At 66.2% G+C, this 15,896-nt stretch carries 12 protein-coding genes and 1 tRNA gene; 5 read left to right on the top strand and 8 right to left on the bottom strand.

Annotation, left to right across the window (positions count from 1 at the left end):
* Positions 1 to 137 precede the first annotated feature (137 nt).
* Positions 138 to 2,450: an NADP-dependent malic enzyme gene (locus tag B146_RS0120955; RefSeq protein ID WP_019998443.1), complete on the top strand. Its 2,313-nt coding sequence runs from the start codon at positions 138 to 140 to the stop codon at positions 2,448 to 2,450.
* A gap of 33 nt (positions 2,451 to 2,483) precedes the next feature.
* Here the strand turns inward: B146_RS0120955 and gltX are convergent, their stop codons facing one another.
* Positions 2,484 to 3,857, bottom strand: a complete 1,374-nt coding sequence (gene gltX / locus B146_RS0120950; RefSeq protein WP_026358823.1) for a glutamate--tRNA ligase — start codon at positions 3,855 to 3,857, stop codon at positions 2,484 to 2,486.
* 48 nt (positions 3,858 to 3,905) lie between these two features.
* Complete coding sequence (locus B146_RS0120945; RefSeq protein ID WP_019998441.1) at positions 3,906 to 4,223, bottom strand: hypothetical protein; 318 nt, start codon at positions 4,221 to 4,223, stop codon at positions 3,906 to 3,908.
* 257 nt (positions 4,224 to 4,480) lie between these two features.
* On the opposite strand from B146_RS0120945, the gene B146_RS0120940 reads away from it, so the two are divergent.
* The gene (locus B146_RS0120940; RefSeq protein WP_019998440.1) at positions 4,481 to 5,167 is read left to right on the top strand and encodes a DedA family protein; all 687 of its coding nucleotides are present in this window, start codon (positions 4,481 to 4,483) and stop codon (positions 5,165 to 5,167) included.
* A gap of 87 nt (positions 5,168 to 5,254) precedes the next feature.
* Here B146_RS0120940 and B146_RS0120935 read toward each other — a convergent pair whose 3' ends face one another.
* The 5 genes from B146_RS0120935 to rpiA form a co-directional block, all read right to left on the bottom strand.
* Positions 5,255 to 6,640, bottom strand: a complete 1,386-nt coding sequence (locus B146_RS0120935; RefSeq protein WP_019998439.1) for a class II 3-deoxy-7-phosphoheptulonate synthase — start codon at positions 6,638 to 6,640, stop codon at positions 5,255 to 5,257.
* Positions 6,641 to 6,801: 161 nt separating this feature from the next.
* Positions 6,802 to 7,449: a gamma-glutamylcyclotransferase family protein gene (locus tag B146_RS0120930; RefSeq protein ID WP_019998438.1), complete on the bottom strand. Its 648-nt coding sequence runs from the start codon at positions 7,447 to 7,449 to the stop codon at positions 6,802 to 6,804.
* Positions 7,442 to 8,842, bottom strand: coding sequence for a glutathione-disulfide reductase (gene gor, locus B146_RS0120925; RefSeq protein ID WP_019998437.1), 1,401 nt, complete (start codon positions 8,840 to 8,842; stop codon positions 7,442 to 7,444). The genes B146_RS0120930 and gor overlap by 8 nt, the downstream gene beginning before the upstream one ends.
* A 76-nt stretch (positions 8,843 to 8,918) precedes the next feature.
* Positions 8,919 to 9,446: a DUF2059 domain-containing protein gene (locus B146_RS0120920; RefSeq protein WP_019998436.1), complete on the bottom strand. Its 528-nt coding sequence runs from the start codon at positions 9,444 to 9,446 to the stop codon at positions 8,919 to 8,921.
* 95 nt (positions 9,447 to 9,541) lie between these two features.
* Positions 9,542 to 10,237, bottom strand: a complete 696-nt coding sequence (gene rpiA / locus B146_RS0120915; RefSeq protein ID WP_019998435.1) for a ribose-5-phosphate isomerase RpiA — start codon at positions 10,235 to 10,237, stop codon at positions 9,542 to 9,544.
* Between the two features lie 236 nt (positions 10,238 to 10,473).
* On the opposite strand from rpiA, the gene B146_RS0120910 reads away from it, so the two are divergent.
* Together B146_RS0120910 and B146_RS0120905 are read left to right on the top strand one after the other, a co-directional pair.
* Positions 10,474 to 11,247 (top strand): HAD family hydrolase, encoded by a 774-nt coding sequence (locus tag B146_RS0120910; protein WP_019998434.1) that lies wholly within the window; start codon positions 10,474 to 10,476, stop codon positions 11,245 to 11,247.
* 111 nt (positions 11,248 to 11,358) lie between these two features.
* Positions 11,359 to 11,433 (top strand) — tRNA-Val (locus B146_RS0120905).
* A gap of 198 nt (positions 11,434 to 11,631) precedes the next feature.
* On the opposite strand, the gene B146_RS0120900 is transcribed toward B146_RS0120905, so the two are convergent.
* Positions 11,632 to 13,932, bottom strand: a complete 2,301-nt coding sequence (locus B146_RS0120900; RefSeq protein WP_019998433.1) for a mechanosensitive ion channel family protein — start codon at positions 13,930 to 13,932, stop codon at positions 11,632 to 11,634.
* A 378-nt stretch (positions 13,933 to 14,310) separates the two neighbouring features.
* Here B146_RS0120900 and B146_RS0120895 point away from each other — a divergent pair, with 378 nt between their 5' ends.
* Positions 14,311 to 15,825, top strand: coding sequence for a phospholipase D-like domain-containing protein (locus B146_RS0120895; protein ID WP_019998432.1), 1,515 nt, complete (start codon positions 14,311 to 14,313; stop codon positions 15,823 to 15,825).
* Positions 15,826 to 15,896: the final 71 nt, after the last annotated feature.

Raw genomic sequence — 15,896 nt, 5'->3', positions numbered from 1 at the left:
GTATGACGCAGCGCGGCACGCGCCGGGGGCGCTTGCCGATTGCCCTTTGGGGCGCATCTGTCCTACAGGCTTCGCGGGGGTGGATGCAGGGTAACCGAACCGTTGCGTCCGCCCGGTTCGCAAGCGATGGAGAGAGCATGAGCGCCGAAGAAACCAAGCGGCAGAACGCCGCCGCCGATCTGAACGAGCAGGCGCTCTTCTATCATCGCCATCCCAAGCCCGGTAAACTGGCGATCCAGGCCACCAAGCCCGTCGGCAATCAGCGCGACCTCGCGCTCGCCTATTCGCCCGGCGTCGCGGCGCCCTGCCTCGCCATCGCGGAGGACCCCAATCTCGCGGCCGACTATACGAGCCGCTCGAATCTCGTCGCGGTGGTCTCCAACGGCACGGCCGTGCTCGGTCTCGGCAATATCGGCCCCCTCGCCTCCAAGCCGGTGATGGAGGGCAAGGCTGTCCTCTTCAAGAAATTCGCCGATATCGACGTGTTCGACATCGAGATCGACGCGCAGGAAATCGACCGGATCGTCGATGTCGTCGCCGCGCTCGAGCCGACCTTCGGCGGCATCAATCTCGAAGACATCAAGGCGCCGGAATGTTTCGAGGTCGAGGAACGGCTTCGGGCGCGCATGGGCATCCCGGTCTTCCATGACGACCAGCACGGCACGGCGATCATCGTCGCGGCGGCGGTGCGCAACGCGCTGCTGCTCGGCGACAAGCGCATCGAGGACGTGAAGATCGTCACGTCCGGCGCGGGCGCGGCGGCCATCGCCTGCCTCAACCTCCTGGTTTCGCTCGGCGCCAAGGTCGAGAACATCTTCTGCACCGACAAGGACGGCGTGGTCTACAAGGGCCGCGAAGGCCGGATGGACCGCTGGATGGCGGTCTACGCGCAGGAGACCGACGCCCGCTCGCTCGCCGACGTGATCGACGGCGCCGACATCTTCCTCGGTCTTTCGGCCGCCGGCGTCTTGAAGCCCGAGCTTCTGAAGCGCATGGCCGACCGGCCGCTCATCATGGCGCTCGCCAATCCGACCCCGGAGATCATGCCCGATCTCGCCCGCGAGGTCCGCCCGGACGCGATCATCTGCACCGGCCGCTCGGACTTCCCGAACCAGGTCAACAACGTCCTCTGCTTCCCCTTCATCTTCCGGGGCGCGCTCGACTGCGGCGCGACGACGATCAACGAGGAGATGAAGATCGCGACGGTGGACGCGATCGCGGCGCTGGCGCGCGAGGAAGTCTCGGAAGTCGCGGCCAAGGCCTATGGCTCGGAAACGCCGGTCTTCGGCGCGGAATATCTCATCCCCTCGCCCTTCGACCCGCGCCTGATCCTGAAGATCGCGCCGGCGGTGGCGAAGGCGGCCGAGGAATCGGGCGTCGCCGCACGGCCGATCGCCGATTGGGACGCCTATATCGACCGGCTGAACCGCTTCGTGTTCCGCTCCGGCCTCGTGATGAAGCCGATCTTCCAGATCGCGCGGAACTCGGGCAAGCGCGTCATCTTCGCCGATGGCGAGGACGAGCGCGTGCTGCGCGCCGCGCAGGTCATGCTGGAAGAAAAGATCGGCCAGCCGATCCTGGTCGGCCGTCCGAGCGTGATTCAGACCCGGCTGGAGCGCTTTGCCCTGCGCATTCGCCAGGGCCAGGATTTCGAGGTGGTGAACCCCGAAGACGATCCGCGCTACCGCGACTATGTCGATCATTATTTCTCGAAGGTCGGTCGCCGCGGCGTCAACCCCGATACGGCGCGCGCGCTGGTGCGCACCAACACGACCGTGATCGCGGCCGTTTCCGTGTCGCGCGGCGACGCCGACATCATGCTCTGCGGCCTTGGCGGGCGCTTCTCGCGCCATATCCGGGATATCAAGCAGGTGATCGGCATCGCGCCGGGCGTGAAGCGCCTGTCGGGCCTCAGCCTTCTCCTGTCTCAGTATGGCACGGTGTTCTTCGCGGACACCTATGTGCAGGAAAACCCGAACGCCGAGGAACTCGCCGAGATCGCCTGTCTCGCGGCGGAGGAGGTCAAGCGCTTCGGCATCACGCCACGCGCGGCGTTCCTTTCGCATTCCAATTTCGGCACCAGCGACTATCCGGACGCGACCAAGCTGCGCGAGGCGCTGTCGCTCGTTCACCAGCGCGCGCCGGATCTGGAGATCGACGGCGAAATGCATGGCGACGCGGCCCTGTCGCAGGTCCTGCGTCAGCGCGTCATGCCCAATTCGACACTGACGGGAGACGCCAATCTCCTGCTCTTCCCCTCGCTCGACTCGGCCAATATCTCGATGAATGTCGTGAAGGTCATGACCGACGCGCTGCATGTCGGCCCGATCCTGCTCGGCGCAGCGAGCCCGGCGCATATCCTGACGCCTTCGGTCACCTCGCGCGGCGTCGTCAACATGGCGGCGATCGCCGTGGCGCAGGCCGTTCAGCAGGGCGAAGCCGGTCGCTGAGCGACCGGCCCGCATGGCAAACCGTCGCCCCTCTCAGGGGCGGCGGCTCGAAGCCCGATCGCGGCCGATCAGGGGCAGCAGTTCGGCAAGTTCCGGCCCGTGGTCGAGCCCGGTCAACGCCAGGCGCAGGGGCATGAACAGCCCCTTTCCCTTGCGGCCGGTCTGCGCCTTCACCTGATCCGTCCAGTTCTTCCAGATGGTTCGCTCGAACGGTGCGTCGGGCAGGAGGTCGAAGGCCGCGCGCAGGAAGGTTGTATCCTCGTCGTTGAAGCTCGGCGCGGGGTCGAGGTCGCGATAAAGGATGTCGGCCCAGGTCTTGCCATCCGGCACCTTGGTCAGGTTGCCGCGCACCGCCGTCCAGAACGCCTCGCGCTCCGCCTCCGGCACGCCCCAGGCTGCGACTTGTTCCGACACGGCTTCGACGGGCATGGCGTGAACGAGTTCGGCGTTCAGCCGGTCGAGTTCGACAGGGTCGAATTTCGAGCTCGACGCCGACACGCCGCCGAAATCCAGCCTCTTCCCCAGCGCGGTGAGGTCCGGCATGGCCTCGATCGAACCCGAGAGGCCCGTCAGCACCGCGAGCGAGGCGAGTGACATGGGCTCGTAGCCTTCCGCCCGCAGGGTGCGCAGCGACAGCGCGCCGGTGCGCTTCGACAGGCCTTCGCCGTCGATCGTCGTCAGCAGATTGAAGTGCCCGAAGAGCGGCACGGCGTAGCCCAGCGCCTCGAAAAGCGCGATCTGAACGCCGGTGTTGGTGACGTGATCGTCGCCGCGCAGCACATGGCTTATGCCCATCTCGCCATCGTCCACGACCGAGGGCAGCGTGTAGAGATAGGTTCCGTCCTCGCGCACCAATACGGGGTCGGACAGCGAGGCGAGAACGACCGTCTGACGTCCGCGCACCACATCGTCCCAGTGCACCTCGGTGCGCTCGGGGCTCTGCGGATCGTCGCGGAAATTGGGAAGCCGGAAGCGCCAATGCGGGCGTCGGCCCTCCGCCTCGAAGGCCTCGCGCTCGGCCTCGGTCAGGCTCAGCGCCTCGCGGCCGTAGATCGGCGGCAGGCCGCGCGCCATGCGGCGCTTGCGGCGGCGCTCCAACTCGTCCGGCGTCTCGAAACAGGGGTAGAGCAAGCCCTTCTCGCGAAGGCGCTCGGCGGCGGCGTCATAAAGGGCGATGCGCTCGGACTGCCGGACGATCTCGTCGGGCCGGATGCCGATCCACTGAATGTCTTCTAGGATAGCGTCGGCATACTCCCGGCGCGATCGCTCCGTGTCGGTGTCGTCGTAGCGCAGGACGAAGCGCCCGCCCTCCCGCTGCGCGAACAGCCAGTTGAACAGGGCCGGGCGAAGATTGCCGATATGGAGGTAGCCGGTCGGAGACGGCGCGAAGCGAACGGTGACGGTCATGGGCCGGCGATAGCGCATGGCCCGCTCTCCCGCAACGGACGTGGACCGCTAGGCGAGACGCGCCGCCGGCACCGCGAACCCCAAAAGCGACGCGGCGAGCAACCAACCGAACAGGCCGACGCCGAGGGCGAGGAAGGCAAGGCCGGTGTAAAGCTGACGAACCGCATGGCGTCGCTCGGGCTCGTGTTCGGCGCCGAAGGCGTTGAGGCGGCGCGTTCTCGAAAAATCCGAGAGCGCGAAGCCCGGTTGCGCGCCGGTTTCGCTCCGCAGCCGCCGCAAGGCGAGGAGGAAGCGCAGGACGAAGAGCGCCCCGACGAACAGGAAGGCGGTTGCGATGTCGGAAAGAGGCGGAAGATCAGGCGGCACGGCGGGGTCGCTCCTGCGTTCGATGGGATGTCATAGGGCAAATGGAAGGCTGCCGCGAGATCGGGCCGAGACGGAACGTCCGCTGCCCTGCGTTGGAAGCGCTGCGCGTTGAACGGGTATCGACGCCCTCAGGCAACAGAGCCCCCGCCGAATGGACACCGAAGCGACCACGCTGCACTTAGCATTTGCAAAATAGCCGTCACGCCCGACATAGGGCGGGCGGACAAGAAGAGTCCGCCGAGTCACCCGGAGCTTGCGTGAACGAAATCCTTGCACTGATCGACCGCTTCGGGCTCGGCATCGTCTTCGTCGGTACGTTCTTCGAGGGAGAGGTGTTCGCGATCATCGGCGGCTTCCTGGCCTATCGCGGCACCCATCCCCTATGGCTCATGAGCGGGCTCGCCTTCGTCGGCTCCTTCTGCGGCGACTTGGCCGTGTTTCTCTTCTCGCGCTACTTCTCCAATAGCGACTGGGTGACGCGCTGGAAGCGCAAGCCCAAATTCACCAAGGCGTTGCGGCTGGTGGATCGGTTCCAGGCCTATTTCGTCATCGTGAACCGCTACATCTACGGTCTGCGGATGCCCGGCCTCATCGCGCTCGGCCTCTCCTCGATCAGCGTGCCGCGCTTCCTGATCCTGAATTTCTTCGGCGCGGCGATCTGGGCCGGTATCTTCACAACGATCGGCTACGTGTTCGGCTATTCGATCGCGTCGGTGTTCCAGCATCTCGAGATGATGGAGCATGGCATGCTGATCTTCCTTGCCGTGCTCGCCATCGCGTTGATCGCCTTCTTTGCGTGGCAGCAGGGCGGCTCCGTCCTCCGGGATCGCCTGTTCAACCGCGTCCGCAAGCATCCGGGCGAGCCGAAGCGCGGCGATCCGGTGGAGGCGCGGATCGCGCCCTCGTCGCGCGACCGGACGTCGGACAGCAAGCGGCGGCGCTAGGCGCCTTCGCCGAGATGGCAAACCCGAGATACGAAAAAGGCCGGGTCGACGACCCGGCCTTTCGCTTGTTCGGAACTTGGTGGCCAATCAGAAGTTGACGGCCGTGCGAGGCAGCTGGCGGGCCTCGTGTTCCTTCTTGATGCGCTCGGCGATCAGGAAGGACAGCTCCAGCGCCTGATCGGCGTTGAGGCGGGGGTCGCAATGCGTGTGGTAGCGATCCGACAGGTCCTCGGCGAGAACCGGACGCGCGCCGCCGCCGGTGCATTCGGTCACGTCCTTGCCGGTCATCTCGACATGGATGCCGCCCGCATGGGTGCCTTCGGCCCGGTGTACCTCGAAGAAGGTCTCGACTTCGCTCAAGATGCGGTCGAAGGGCCGCGTCTTGTAGTCGTTCACCGTGATCGTGTTGCCATGCATCGGATCGCAGGACCACACGACCTTGCGCCCTTCCCGCTCCACCGCGCGAATGAGCCGCGGAAGATGCTCGCCGACCTTCTCGTGACCGAAGCGGTTGATGAGCGTCAGACGGCCCGGCTCGTTCTGTGGGTTCAGGATGTCGATGAGACGCAGGAGGTCGTCCGCCGACAGCGAGGGGCCGCATTTGACGCCGAGCGGATTGCGGATGCCACGGCAATATTCGACATGCGCGTTGTCGAGCTGGCGGGTGCGGTCCCCGATCCAGATCATGTGACCCGACGTGGCGTACCATTCGCCGCTGGTCGAATCGACGCGCGTCAGCGCCTGCTCGTAGCCGAGCAGCAGCGCCTCGTGGCTGGTGAAGAAATCCGTCTCGCGCAGCGCGGGATGGGTTTCCGAATCGATGCCGATGGCGCGCATGAAGGCCATGGTCTCGGAGATGCGATCGGCGATCTGGCCGTATCGCTCCGCCTGCGGCGAGCCGGCCACGAAGCCGAGCATCCACTGATGCACATTGTCGAGATTGGCATAGCCGCCCTGCGCGAAGGCGCGCAGAAGGTTGAGCGTCGCCGCCGACTGGCGGTACGCCATTTCCTGCCGCTCGGGGTTCGGAATGCGCGAGGCTTCCTCGAACTCGATCCCGTTGATGATGTCGCCGCGATAGGACGGCAGAGACACACCGTTCTTGGTTTCGGTGCCCGACGAGCGCGGCTTGGCGAACTGCCCGGCGATGCGGCCCACCTTCACGACGGGCGAGGACGCGCCGAAGGTCAGGACGACGGCCATCTGAAGGAAGGCGCGGAAGAAGTCGCGGATATTGTCCGCGCCATGCTCGGCGAAGCTTTCGGCGCAGTCGCCGCCCTGCAGCAGGAAGCCGCGCCCTTCGGCCACTTCGCCGAGCGCCTTCTTCAGCTTCCGCGCCTCACCTGCAAACACCAGCGGGGGAAAGGAGGCGAGGCGCTTTTCCGTTTCCGCAAGAGCATTCGCGTCGGGATACGCAGGCACCTGCTCGATCGCCTTGCTGCGCCAGCTCGCGGGGTTCCAATCCTTGGCCATGAACCTCTCCTCACCCGAACGACGTCCGGCCGTCTCCCCTTGGGTTTCGCATGTCTCGGGACGGCTTCGCGGCAGGCCGATCAATGGGCCATCGACGCTCGGTCGGGCGGGTGTGACACGAACGGAAGGTTTTGTCACGAAAGCGTTTACCGATCAGCCGCTCACGAGACGGGCATGAAGCGCGCGCCGGCCTCCAGAACCAGCCGATCGAACAGCTCGGCCTCGCCATCGGCGAGCGTCACCGGGCGCGGATAGAGCGGCGAAGCGCGGTCCTGGAGGATCGCGGTCCGGAACCCGTCCGTCTCCGAAATGAAGCGGCGAAGGCCCGCGTCGCCGTAGAGCGAAAGAAAGCCCTGAAGCACCGCGTCGAGATAGGACTGGAGGATCGCCGCGCCGGTCTGGGCCGCGTCGGGCTGTTCCGGCTTGCCCTCGTAGATGAACAAGGGAACGTCCCGCAGGGCCCCGCCGCGAATGGTCACGTGATCGGGCATGACGACGCGGCGGTGATAGGCCGCCTCGCGCTCGTCCACGGCCGGCAGATGGTCGGCGAGATCATAGACGACGACGCCCTGCGTCAGCGCCTCGTCTTCCGGCCGAACCGACAGAAGCGCCATGGACTGCCCCTTGCGGGGCAGCCATGCGCGACGCCAGCCGCGAACCTCGGCACGGCGAATGCCCAGAAACTTCGTGCGCAGCGTCCGCTTGTTCACCAGCGAGCCGTAGCCGAAATAGCCGATCACCCGCCCTTCGCGGGCGAGCTCTTCCAGCCTCGGCTCATCGGGATGGATCGGACGCTCTCCCTCAGCCATCCACGCGCGCTCCGTTCCGGATGCGATAGCTCGCTTCGTACATGGTCACGAGTTCCTCGGCCGCCGATGGGTGAAGCGCCATGGTGCGGTCGAAATCCTCCTTGCGCAACTTCGCCTTGACGCAGATGCCGAGAAGCTGCCCCAGTTCCCCGGCGTCCGGCCCGAGAACATGCGCGCCAACGACGACGCCCGTCCGGGCGTCCACGACGAGCTTCATCAGCATGAACTCCTCGCGGCCCGTCAGCGTGTGACGCATGGGCTTGAAGCGCGCGCGGAAGATGTCGAGATCGCCGATCGCCTTCGCCGCCTCGGCTTCCGTCATTCCCACCGTGCCGATTTCGGGCTGCGAGAAGACGGCGGTCGGGATCAGGTCGAAGTCGGGCTTGGTCGGCTTGTCCAGAAACACCGTGTCCACGAAGCACATGGCCTCGTGGATCGCGACAGGCGTCAGCTGGATGCGGCCGGTGATGTCGCCGATCGACCAGATGTTGTCGGCGGTGGTCTTGGAATAGTCGTCGACCTTGATGGCGCCCTTGCCGTCGAGCTCGACGCCGGCCTTCTCGCAGCCGAGATCGATCGTGTTCGGCTGGCGGCCGACGGCCAGCATCACCTCGTCCGCGTCGAGGCACTCGCCGCCCTTGAGATGGGCCTGGAACCGGCCGTCCGCCTTCTGGTCGACCCGCACCAGCGTGTCCTCGCAGCGGATGCGGCAGCCCTTGCGAACCATGGCTTCATGCAGCTCGTGGCGCAGGTCGTCGTCGAAGCCCTGGAGGATTTCCTTGCCGCGATAGACCAGCGTCACCTCCGACCCAAGGCCGAGGAAGATGTTGGCGAACTCGACGGCGATATAGCCCCCGCCCAGGATCACGATCGATTCCGGCAGGCGCTTGAGGTGGAAGGCCTCGTTGGACGTGATGCAGTGCTCGGCGCCCGGCATGTCGGCAAAGGGATTGGCGCGTCCGCCCGCCGCGATCAGGATGCGCTCGGCGGTGACGACCTTGTCGGTCGCCAGAAGGCGGATTTCATTCGGGCCTTCCAGCACCGCGCGGCTCTTCAGGATCTCGGCGCCGGCCTTTTCCAGATTGCGGCGGTAGATCTGCTCCAGTCGGTCGATCTCGCGATCCTTGGCGGCGATCAGGCTCGGCCAGTCGAATTGGGTTTCGCCGACCGACCAGCCATAGCCCGCCGCGTCCTCGAAGGCCTCGGAATATTGCGACGCGTAGACCAGGAGCTTCTTGGGAACGCAGCCCCGGATGACGCAGGTGCCGCCATAGCGATATTCCTCGGCGATCCCGACCTTCCGACCCAGAGCCGCCGTTCGGCGCGCGGCGCGCACGCCGCCCGAACCGCCGCCGATCACAAACAGGTCGTAGTCGAAGCCAGACGTAGCCAAGGCGCTTCTCCTTGCAAAAAAGAAAGGGCGGCCGACGGGCCGCCCTCGCGTTCTTATAGCGGACGATCGTCTGACGTCACTGGGTCTTGGTCGGAGCCGCGGCCGGAGGCGCGAGCTTGGCCATGCCCTTCTGGGCGCTGTCGCGCAGATCGCGCACGATCCCGTTGCTCCACACGTCGGCGGCAGCCATCATCTCGCGCGAGGCCTGGGGGCCCTGCTTGATGAGCTTGCGGCCGGCTTCCGAACTATAGAACTGGCCGATCTCGCGCAGCTCCTGCTCGGTGAAGATCTTGGCGTAGATGCGGGCGATCTCGTTTTCGAGATCGGCGCGGCGCGGCGCGAGCGCGATGGCCGCATCGTCCACCATCTCGGAAATCTTCGACTGAAGGTCCGGATTGTTGACGATCAGTTCGGCCTTGATCTGCGTCGCGGCGTTGGGAAGGATCTGATCGAACTGCTCGGTCGTGTCGATCGCGTCGACAGCCTCGCGCGCGGCCGCCAGATGCGACGCGCTGATCTCCTGCGCCATGGCGGGCGCGCTCGCGAGACCCGCGAGGGCCACGACGGCATAGAGACCGCCACGCAGCGTTCGGCTGAAAACCATCGGACTTCCTTCTCCATCAATTCCTGGTCGGCGCACCCGTGCCAAACTCCGGTTCGAGCCGCAAGCCCCTAGCGTGTCGCGAACGCCGCTTGGCGTCACGCCGCGCCCAGACGCTCGATTCCATCGCGCCCCGCCAGAAGCACGGATGTGGCCAAGCCGAGGAAAAGGCCGTGCTCGACCACGCCCGGAATGGCGTGCAAAGCAGCAGATAGGGCTTCTGGATCGGGAATGAGGCCAAATGATGCGTCGATCACGAGATGGCCACCGTCCGTAATAAAGGGCTTGTCGCCGGCCATGCGCAGCTGGATCGGCCCGGCGAGACCGAGCATCGCGCCGGCCCGCTCGATGGCGAGCGTCGTGGACAGGAGGCCGAACCCGTTGACCTCGATCGGCAGCGGAAAGGCGCCGAGATGCTCGACCTTCTTGGAGCGGTCGGCGATCACCAGCATCCGGCTTGATGCCGCCGCCACGATCTTCTCGCGCAGCAAGGCCCCGCCCCCGCCCTTCACCAGCCGCAGGCGCGGATCGACCTCGTCGGCGCCGTCGATCGTGAGGTCCAGCTCGGGCAGGTCTTCGAGCGTCGCGAGCGGCACGCCGAGCTCGGCGCAAAGCTTGGCCGTGCGCTCGGAGGTCGGCACGCCGACGATGCGCATGCCCTCGCGCACCTTGGGCGCCAGCACGCGGATGAAGGCTTCCGCCGTCGAGCCCGTCCCGATCCCCAGGCGCATTCCGGGTTCGATATGGGCCAGGGCGGCGCGCGCCACCTCGTCCTTCATTGCCGCCGCGTCCATGCTCGTCTCCCTTGATGCCTCAAATCCGACCGTCGCTTTACGACATCGAAGCCGCCAGGCCAAACCCGACGCGCTCCCAAGCTTGCCCGCGCACTAAGCATTTGTTGGTTCGTGAGACCTTACACTGTGGCCGGGACGCTTCAGGCCGCCGACGGAACGGCGCCCGGAGCGGGCCGGAGGGGTCGTTCCCTAGTGGATCGGCTTGACCTCGCTTCCTCTCCAGCCAAAGTCCGACCATGAGCGCAGTTCGTCCGATCCCGCTTGACGCCGCAGGCCTCGCCCGTTCCCGGTCCACCCTCCCGCAGCCGGTCGAATCGCGGCCCACCGTGGTGTTCGATCTCGACGGGACATTGGTGGACACGGCGCCCGACCTTGCGGCCAGCCTCAACCATTGCCTCGAGCGCGTCGACTTGCCGCCGCTGGCGCTGGCCGATGTCCGGCCCCATGCCGGCCATGGGGCGCAGGCCATGCTGCGCGAAGCCTATCGGCTGGCCGCGCGGCCACTCCCTCCCGAGGAATTGGCCGAGCAGACACGCTGCTTCCTCGCGCATTACGAGGCGCATATCGCCGACGAGTCGCAGGTCTTCCCCGGCGGCGTCGCCATGCTGGACCGGCTTGCCGCGTCCGGCGCGCGATTGGCCGTCTGCACCAACAAGACGGAGCGTCTCGCCGTCCGGCTGCTCGAGGAACTTGGGTTAGCCCAGCGTTTCGCGGCGATCTGCGGCGCCGATACGTTTCCGGCCCGCAAGCCCGATCCGATCCATCTCCTCGGCACGATCGAGCGCGCCGGCGGCTGCGCGACCTCGGCCGTCATGGTCGGCGACACGGACACGGACATTCGCGCGGCGCTCGCCGCCGACACGCCCTCGATTCTCGTCCTGTTCGGCTACGATCCCGGCGAAGCGGCGCGCGCTGGCGCGACTTGCACGCTGGACCGGTTCTGCGACCTGACGCCCGCTCTCATCGATTCGCTCCTGTCGCCGAACCGCATCCAGGCAAAAGCGCTTTAGTTTGAGCGGCTTGCATCCGTTGTCGACAAACGGATGCATCTTCGATTGACGGCCCGCTCGTTCGCCTCTATACGACCCTTCATCCGCTAGCCGGCACTGACCGGCCGGAGCGGGCGCGTAGCTCAGCGGGAGAGCACCTCGTTCACACCGAGGGGGTCACAGGTTCGATCCCTGTCGCGCCCACCATTTTCTCAGAGACTTGCACCGATCGTACGACAGGCTCTCAGGTTCGTTGAACCTGTGCTCACGAAAGTCGCGTGTGCCATGCGCCCTCGCCGGGCCGAATGCGTGGGGCTCGATCCGCATCGACCGACGAGCCCCAGCGGGAAATGGGAAAGAGCGACTGCTCTTCCCCATCGCGTTTCGTGACCAGCCCTTCTCCGATCAATTGGCGGCGACGCGGATCATCGATTCGTCCTGAACGGCGATGCGCTGTTCGGCGGCGAAGAAGCGAATCTGCTCCTCATCCAAACGCCGCTTGAGGCGACGGTTGAACTCGCGCCCGACGCCCCATTGCTGGAGCGGCTTGCAGCGGATCGCGCCCTTGATGACGACACCCTCCCGCGTGAACCCGTCGAGGCCCCAGATTTCGAGCGGCGCCAGCATGTCGGCGCCATAGGTGTCGTCGGTCAGAAGCTCGGCTCCGACCTCGCGCATGATGTCCATCGTGCGATCCGCATCGGCTCCGAAGGCGATGGAGACGTTGAGCGGGAAGATGCCGAAGCCGCGCGAGTTGTTCTGCAGCGCCTTGATCTGGCTGAAGGGCACGGAATGCAGCGCGCCGTTGGCGTCGCGAATGCGCACGGTGCGGATGGTCAGGCCCTCGACGGTTCCCGTCCGATCCCCGGTGGAGATGACGTCGCCGACGGCGATCGTGTCCTCGAAGATGATGAAGAAGCCGGTGATGACGTCCTGCACCAGTTGCTGGGCGCCGAAGGAGAAGGCGAGACCGATGACGCCCGCGCCGGCCAGAAGCGGCGTGACGTCGACGCCGATATTGGCGAGCATCGCGATGACCGTGACGATCGACAGAACCACGAAGACGAGATTGCGCAGGAGCGGCAGAAGCGTTCGGATACGGCCCGAGCGATTGCGCACCCGCCCTCGGCTGTCGGTCGGCTCGAGCGAATGGGTGACGGCCGTGTCGATCGTCGTCCAGATCGCGTAGATCACCGCCGGGACGATGATCAGCGAGAGAAGCGGATGCACGAAGCGCTGGCCACGCTCCGAGGCGATCCATCCGGCCAGATCGAAGCCCCAGACATCGACCGCCTGCACCACGACGAAGGCCGCGACGGCGATCTGCAGAAGCAGATGGAAGATGTCGAGATAGCGCCGCAGGATCGCGTTTCGCAGCGTGACGCGGCCTCGGCTCATGGAATGGGACAGGCGCTTGAAGCCGGCATTGGCCACCGCCAGAAGCGCGAGCCCGCCGAAGATGTAGAGAAGCGCCCCCGAGCTTTCGAGAATGAACATGCCGTTGCCGGTGCCGGTCAGGCGCGCCACGACATTGGCGACCACGAAGGCCAGCGCGACGAGATGCCAATAGGTCGCGAGCGCGCGGAAGGCGGACGACAGGACGCCGGAGGAATGCGCGCTCCCGCGATCCTGCCGATGGCCGCGGATCAAAAGGCTGCGCACGGTCAGGCGATGGCGCAGGATGAAGGCGGCGGTCAGAAGGGCGAGGCCGAGGTCGAGAACCAACGACGTCACGTCGGCAAGATTGAAGCCGACGACGATGCGCAGCGAGAACTCGCGCAGGATGGCCGCCGTGGCCGCGAGCGCGGCGAGTGTCGCGACCCAGTTCAGGAGCCGCCGCTGCGCGTAGCCGACGAGCCGCCAGCCGCGTGAAGGCCCGAGCGCCATCAGCACATAGTAGAACACCTGCCGCGTCAGCAGCGCGGCGAAGAGCGGCGAGAACAGAGCGACGAACAGGCGCCCGTCGCGCCAGGTCGGCGCGAAAGCCGCCGCCCAGGCCGAGGCCGTACCGATCACGACCAGGAGCGGCACGATGCCGAACGGGATGCATTTCCCGATCTTTCGCGCGATCTGGAAGCTCGTGCCGGCAGGGCGCTCCTGCAATTCCCGACGCCGGCGCAGCCACCCGTTTCGAAACAGAAGGATACACAGGCCGATGACGACCGCCGCGCCGGGCAAAGCCCAGGTCAGGAAATCCAAGGTCGCCTGACCGCCGAAGGCGTTCTCGACGCGCGACTGAAGCTCGTCGGCGGCCAGCGTCAGCTTTTCTTCCACCGGCGCGCCGAGCGCGTTGGCCTCGACGCCATCCCCGGTTTCCGCAAGGCTCGACGAGATCGCGCCGATCAGGCCCTTGTCGCCGATGATCGGCGCCGTCTCGCCTTCCGCCGCCGGTTCCGCCGGAGCGCCCTCGGCGGACGTCGTCGTGCCATCGGCTTTGGTCGGCGCACCTTGGTTCAGCGCACCCTCGATCGAGCGCAGCTCGTTCAGAAGCGCGGCGCGGCGAGTGTCGTCGGAGAGAAGGCCGATCACCCGTTGCAGGGCTTCGCGGTCGGCCTCCGTTTCCTTGGCGGGCGCGGCCTCGGGCGTGGTCGTCTTGGCCGGCGCGGTGAGACCGGGGATGAGCGGCACCTGGGCCAGGGCCGGCTGAATCTGTGCGGGGATCAGAAGCAGGCAAAGCGCAGCGATCGCGGCGAAAAGTCTGAGCAAGAGGTCCTCGTTCGGTTGGGCTCGAACCGGCCCGTCCCGATCGATGGCGGGAACGGGGCTTCCTGGGTTCGAGCTTCGTCGGTCCCGTCCTGACAGCTGCTTCGGCACGGACGGGACCCTAGCAACACCGAAAACCGGCATCGGGTTCTATTGCCATGCAGCATAAGCGTGGCGAGAGTTCGCCCGATCTCGGCCTCCGACCCATCGAAATCCCGTGTCTTCGAAACGAAAACCCCGGTGAGGCCGGCTTGCGGCTTGCCGAGCGGACGGAACGACGCATCTTCCCTCGCGCCACCGTGAACCACGCTCCTGTCATCCGGACGAGGCGACATACGTCTAAGGATGCGGGGCGGAAACGATGAACGATCCAGGGATGCCATGCACGGTCACAGTTCGGAGTCGATCGCTTCCCCGCTCTCGCAGGCGCCGGACTCCGCCCCGTTTCATCCGGGGGCGGATTGCCTGTGCGTCGCGCAGGCGCACCGCGCCGCGCTGATCGTTGATGCCGACGACTACTTCACCCATGCGCGCGCGGCGATGCTGCGGGCCAAGCGCCGCATCGTCCTGATCGGTTGGGATTTCGACGCGCGCATCCGGCTCGGTCGCGCGGAAGGCGACAACGCGCCCGAAAAGGTCGGCGACTTCATCTACTGGCTGGTGGACCAGAACCCCGCCCTGGAGGTCTATCTCCTGCGATGGGACCTCGGCGCGCTGAAGACGCTCGTTCGCGGATCGACGATCTTCACCGTGATGAAGTGGATGAGCCACCGGCGCATCCACACCAAGCTCGACAGCACGCACCCGCCCGGCGCCTCGCATCACCAGAAGATCGTCGTGATCGACGAAAGCCTCGCCTTTTGCGGCGGCATCGACATGACGGAGGAGCGCTGGGACACGCGCGAACACATTCACCGCGACCCGCGCCGGCGTCTGGTGAGCGGCAAGCCGCACAAGCCCTGGCACGACGCCTCGACCGCCGTGGACGGGCCGATGGCGCTGGCGCTCGCCCAGGTGTCGCGCGACCGTTGGCACGATGCGGGCGGCCGGCCCATGGAGCCGCTGGACCGGACCTACGACGCGTGGCCGGAAAAACTGAAGCCGCATTTCGAGAACGTGCGCATGGCCGTGTCTCGGTCGAGCCCGCCCTCGCATACGCACGGGCCGATCCGCGAAATCGAGACGCTTTATCTCGAGCAGATCGCCTCCGCGCGGCGCACGATCTATGCCGAAAGCCAGTATTTCGCCTCGCGGCGGATCGCCGAGGCGATCGCCAAGCGGCTGGAGGAAGAAGACGGACCGGAAATCGTCCTCATCAACCCCCTGTCGGCCCAAGGCTGGCTGGAACCGCTCGCGATGGACACGGCGCGCGCCCGCCTGCACGAGGCCCTGCGCCTGCATGATCCACACCGGCGCTTTCGGATTTATCATCCGTTCACCGAAGGCGGCGACCCGATCTATGTCCATGCCAAGATCCTGATCGTGGACGATCGCGTTCTTCGCGTCGGCTCCTCCAATCTCAACAACCGCTCCATGCGGCTCGACACGGAATGCGACGTGACGATCGACACGTCCCTGCCCGGCAATTTCGACAAGGGCTCGACGATCACGATGCTGCGGGACGATCTTCTGGCCGAGCATCTGGGCGTCGGCCGCGATGTCGTCACGGCTCAAATCGAGAGGTCGGGTTCGTTGATCGGGGCGATCGAAGCGCTGCGCGGACACGGCAAGACGCTGCGCCCCTATGAGAGGCCGGAACTGTCGGGGATCGAGGAATGGTTGGCCGACAATGAAGTCCTCGACCCGGAAGGACCGGAGGAGATGTTCGAGCCGTTCGAGAAGCGCGGACTTTTCCGTCGCCTGCGGCGCCATCGCCGGGACAAGGACCGAAAATAAAAGAGCCCGCTCTGGGGAGGACAGAGCGGGCTCGAAACGTGCAACGATCTGGGAGGAAGTGTTGCCCGTCC

Source organism: Aureimonas ureilytica DSM 18598 = NBRC 106430, from assembly GCF_000382705.1.
GTDB classification, from domain to species: Bacteria; Pseudomonadota; Alphaproteobacteria; order Rhizobiales; family Rhizobiaceae; genus Aureimonas; species Aureimonas ureilytica.
The sequence above is the reverse complement of the archived record's forward strand: the minus strand, read 5'-3'. Positions and strand labels throughout refer to the sequence as shown.

Excerpts from the sequence above, each read along its gene's own strand:
- B146_RS0120895 (WP_019998432.1), top strand. The coding sequence starts at position 14,311 with ATGCACGGTCACAGTTCGGAGTCGATCGCTTCCCCGCTCTCGCAGGCG.
- gltX (WP_026358823.1), bottom strand. The coding sequence starts at position 3,857 with ATGACCGTCACCGTTCGCTTCGCGCCGTCTCCGACCGGCTACCTCCAT.
- B146_RS0120910 (WP_019998434.1), top strand. The coding sequence starts at position 10,474 with ATGAGCGCAGTTCGTCCGATCCCGCTTGACGCCGCAGGCCTCGCCCGT.
- B146_RS0120955 (WP_019998443.1), top strand. The coding sequence starts at position 138 with ATGAGCGCCGAAGAAACCAAGCGGCAGAACGCCGCCGCCGATCTGAAC.
- B146_RS0120920 (WP_019998436.1), bottom strand. The coding sequence starts at position 9,446 with ATGGTTTTCAGCCGAACGCTGCGTGGCGGTCTCTATGCCGTCGTGGCC.
- B146_RS0120935 (WP_019998439.1), bottom strand. The coding sequence starts at position 6,640 with ATGGCCAAGGATTGGAACCCCGCGAGCTGGCGCAGCAAGGCGATCGAG.
- rpiA (WP_019998435.1), bottom strand. The coding sequence starts at position 10,237 with ATGGACGCGGCGGCAATGAAGGACGAGGTGGCGCGCGCCGCCCTGGCC.
- B146_RS0120930 (WP_019998438.1), bottom strand. The coding sequence starts at position 7,449 with ATGGCTGAGGGAGAGCGTCCGATCCATCCCGATGAGCCGAGGCTGGAA.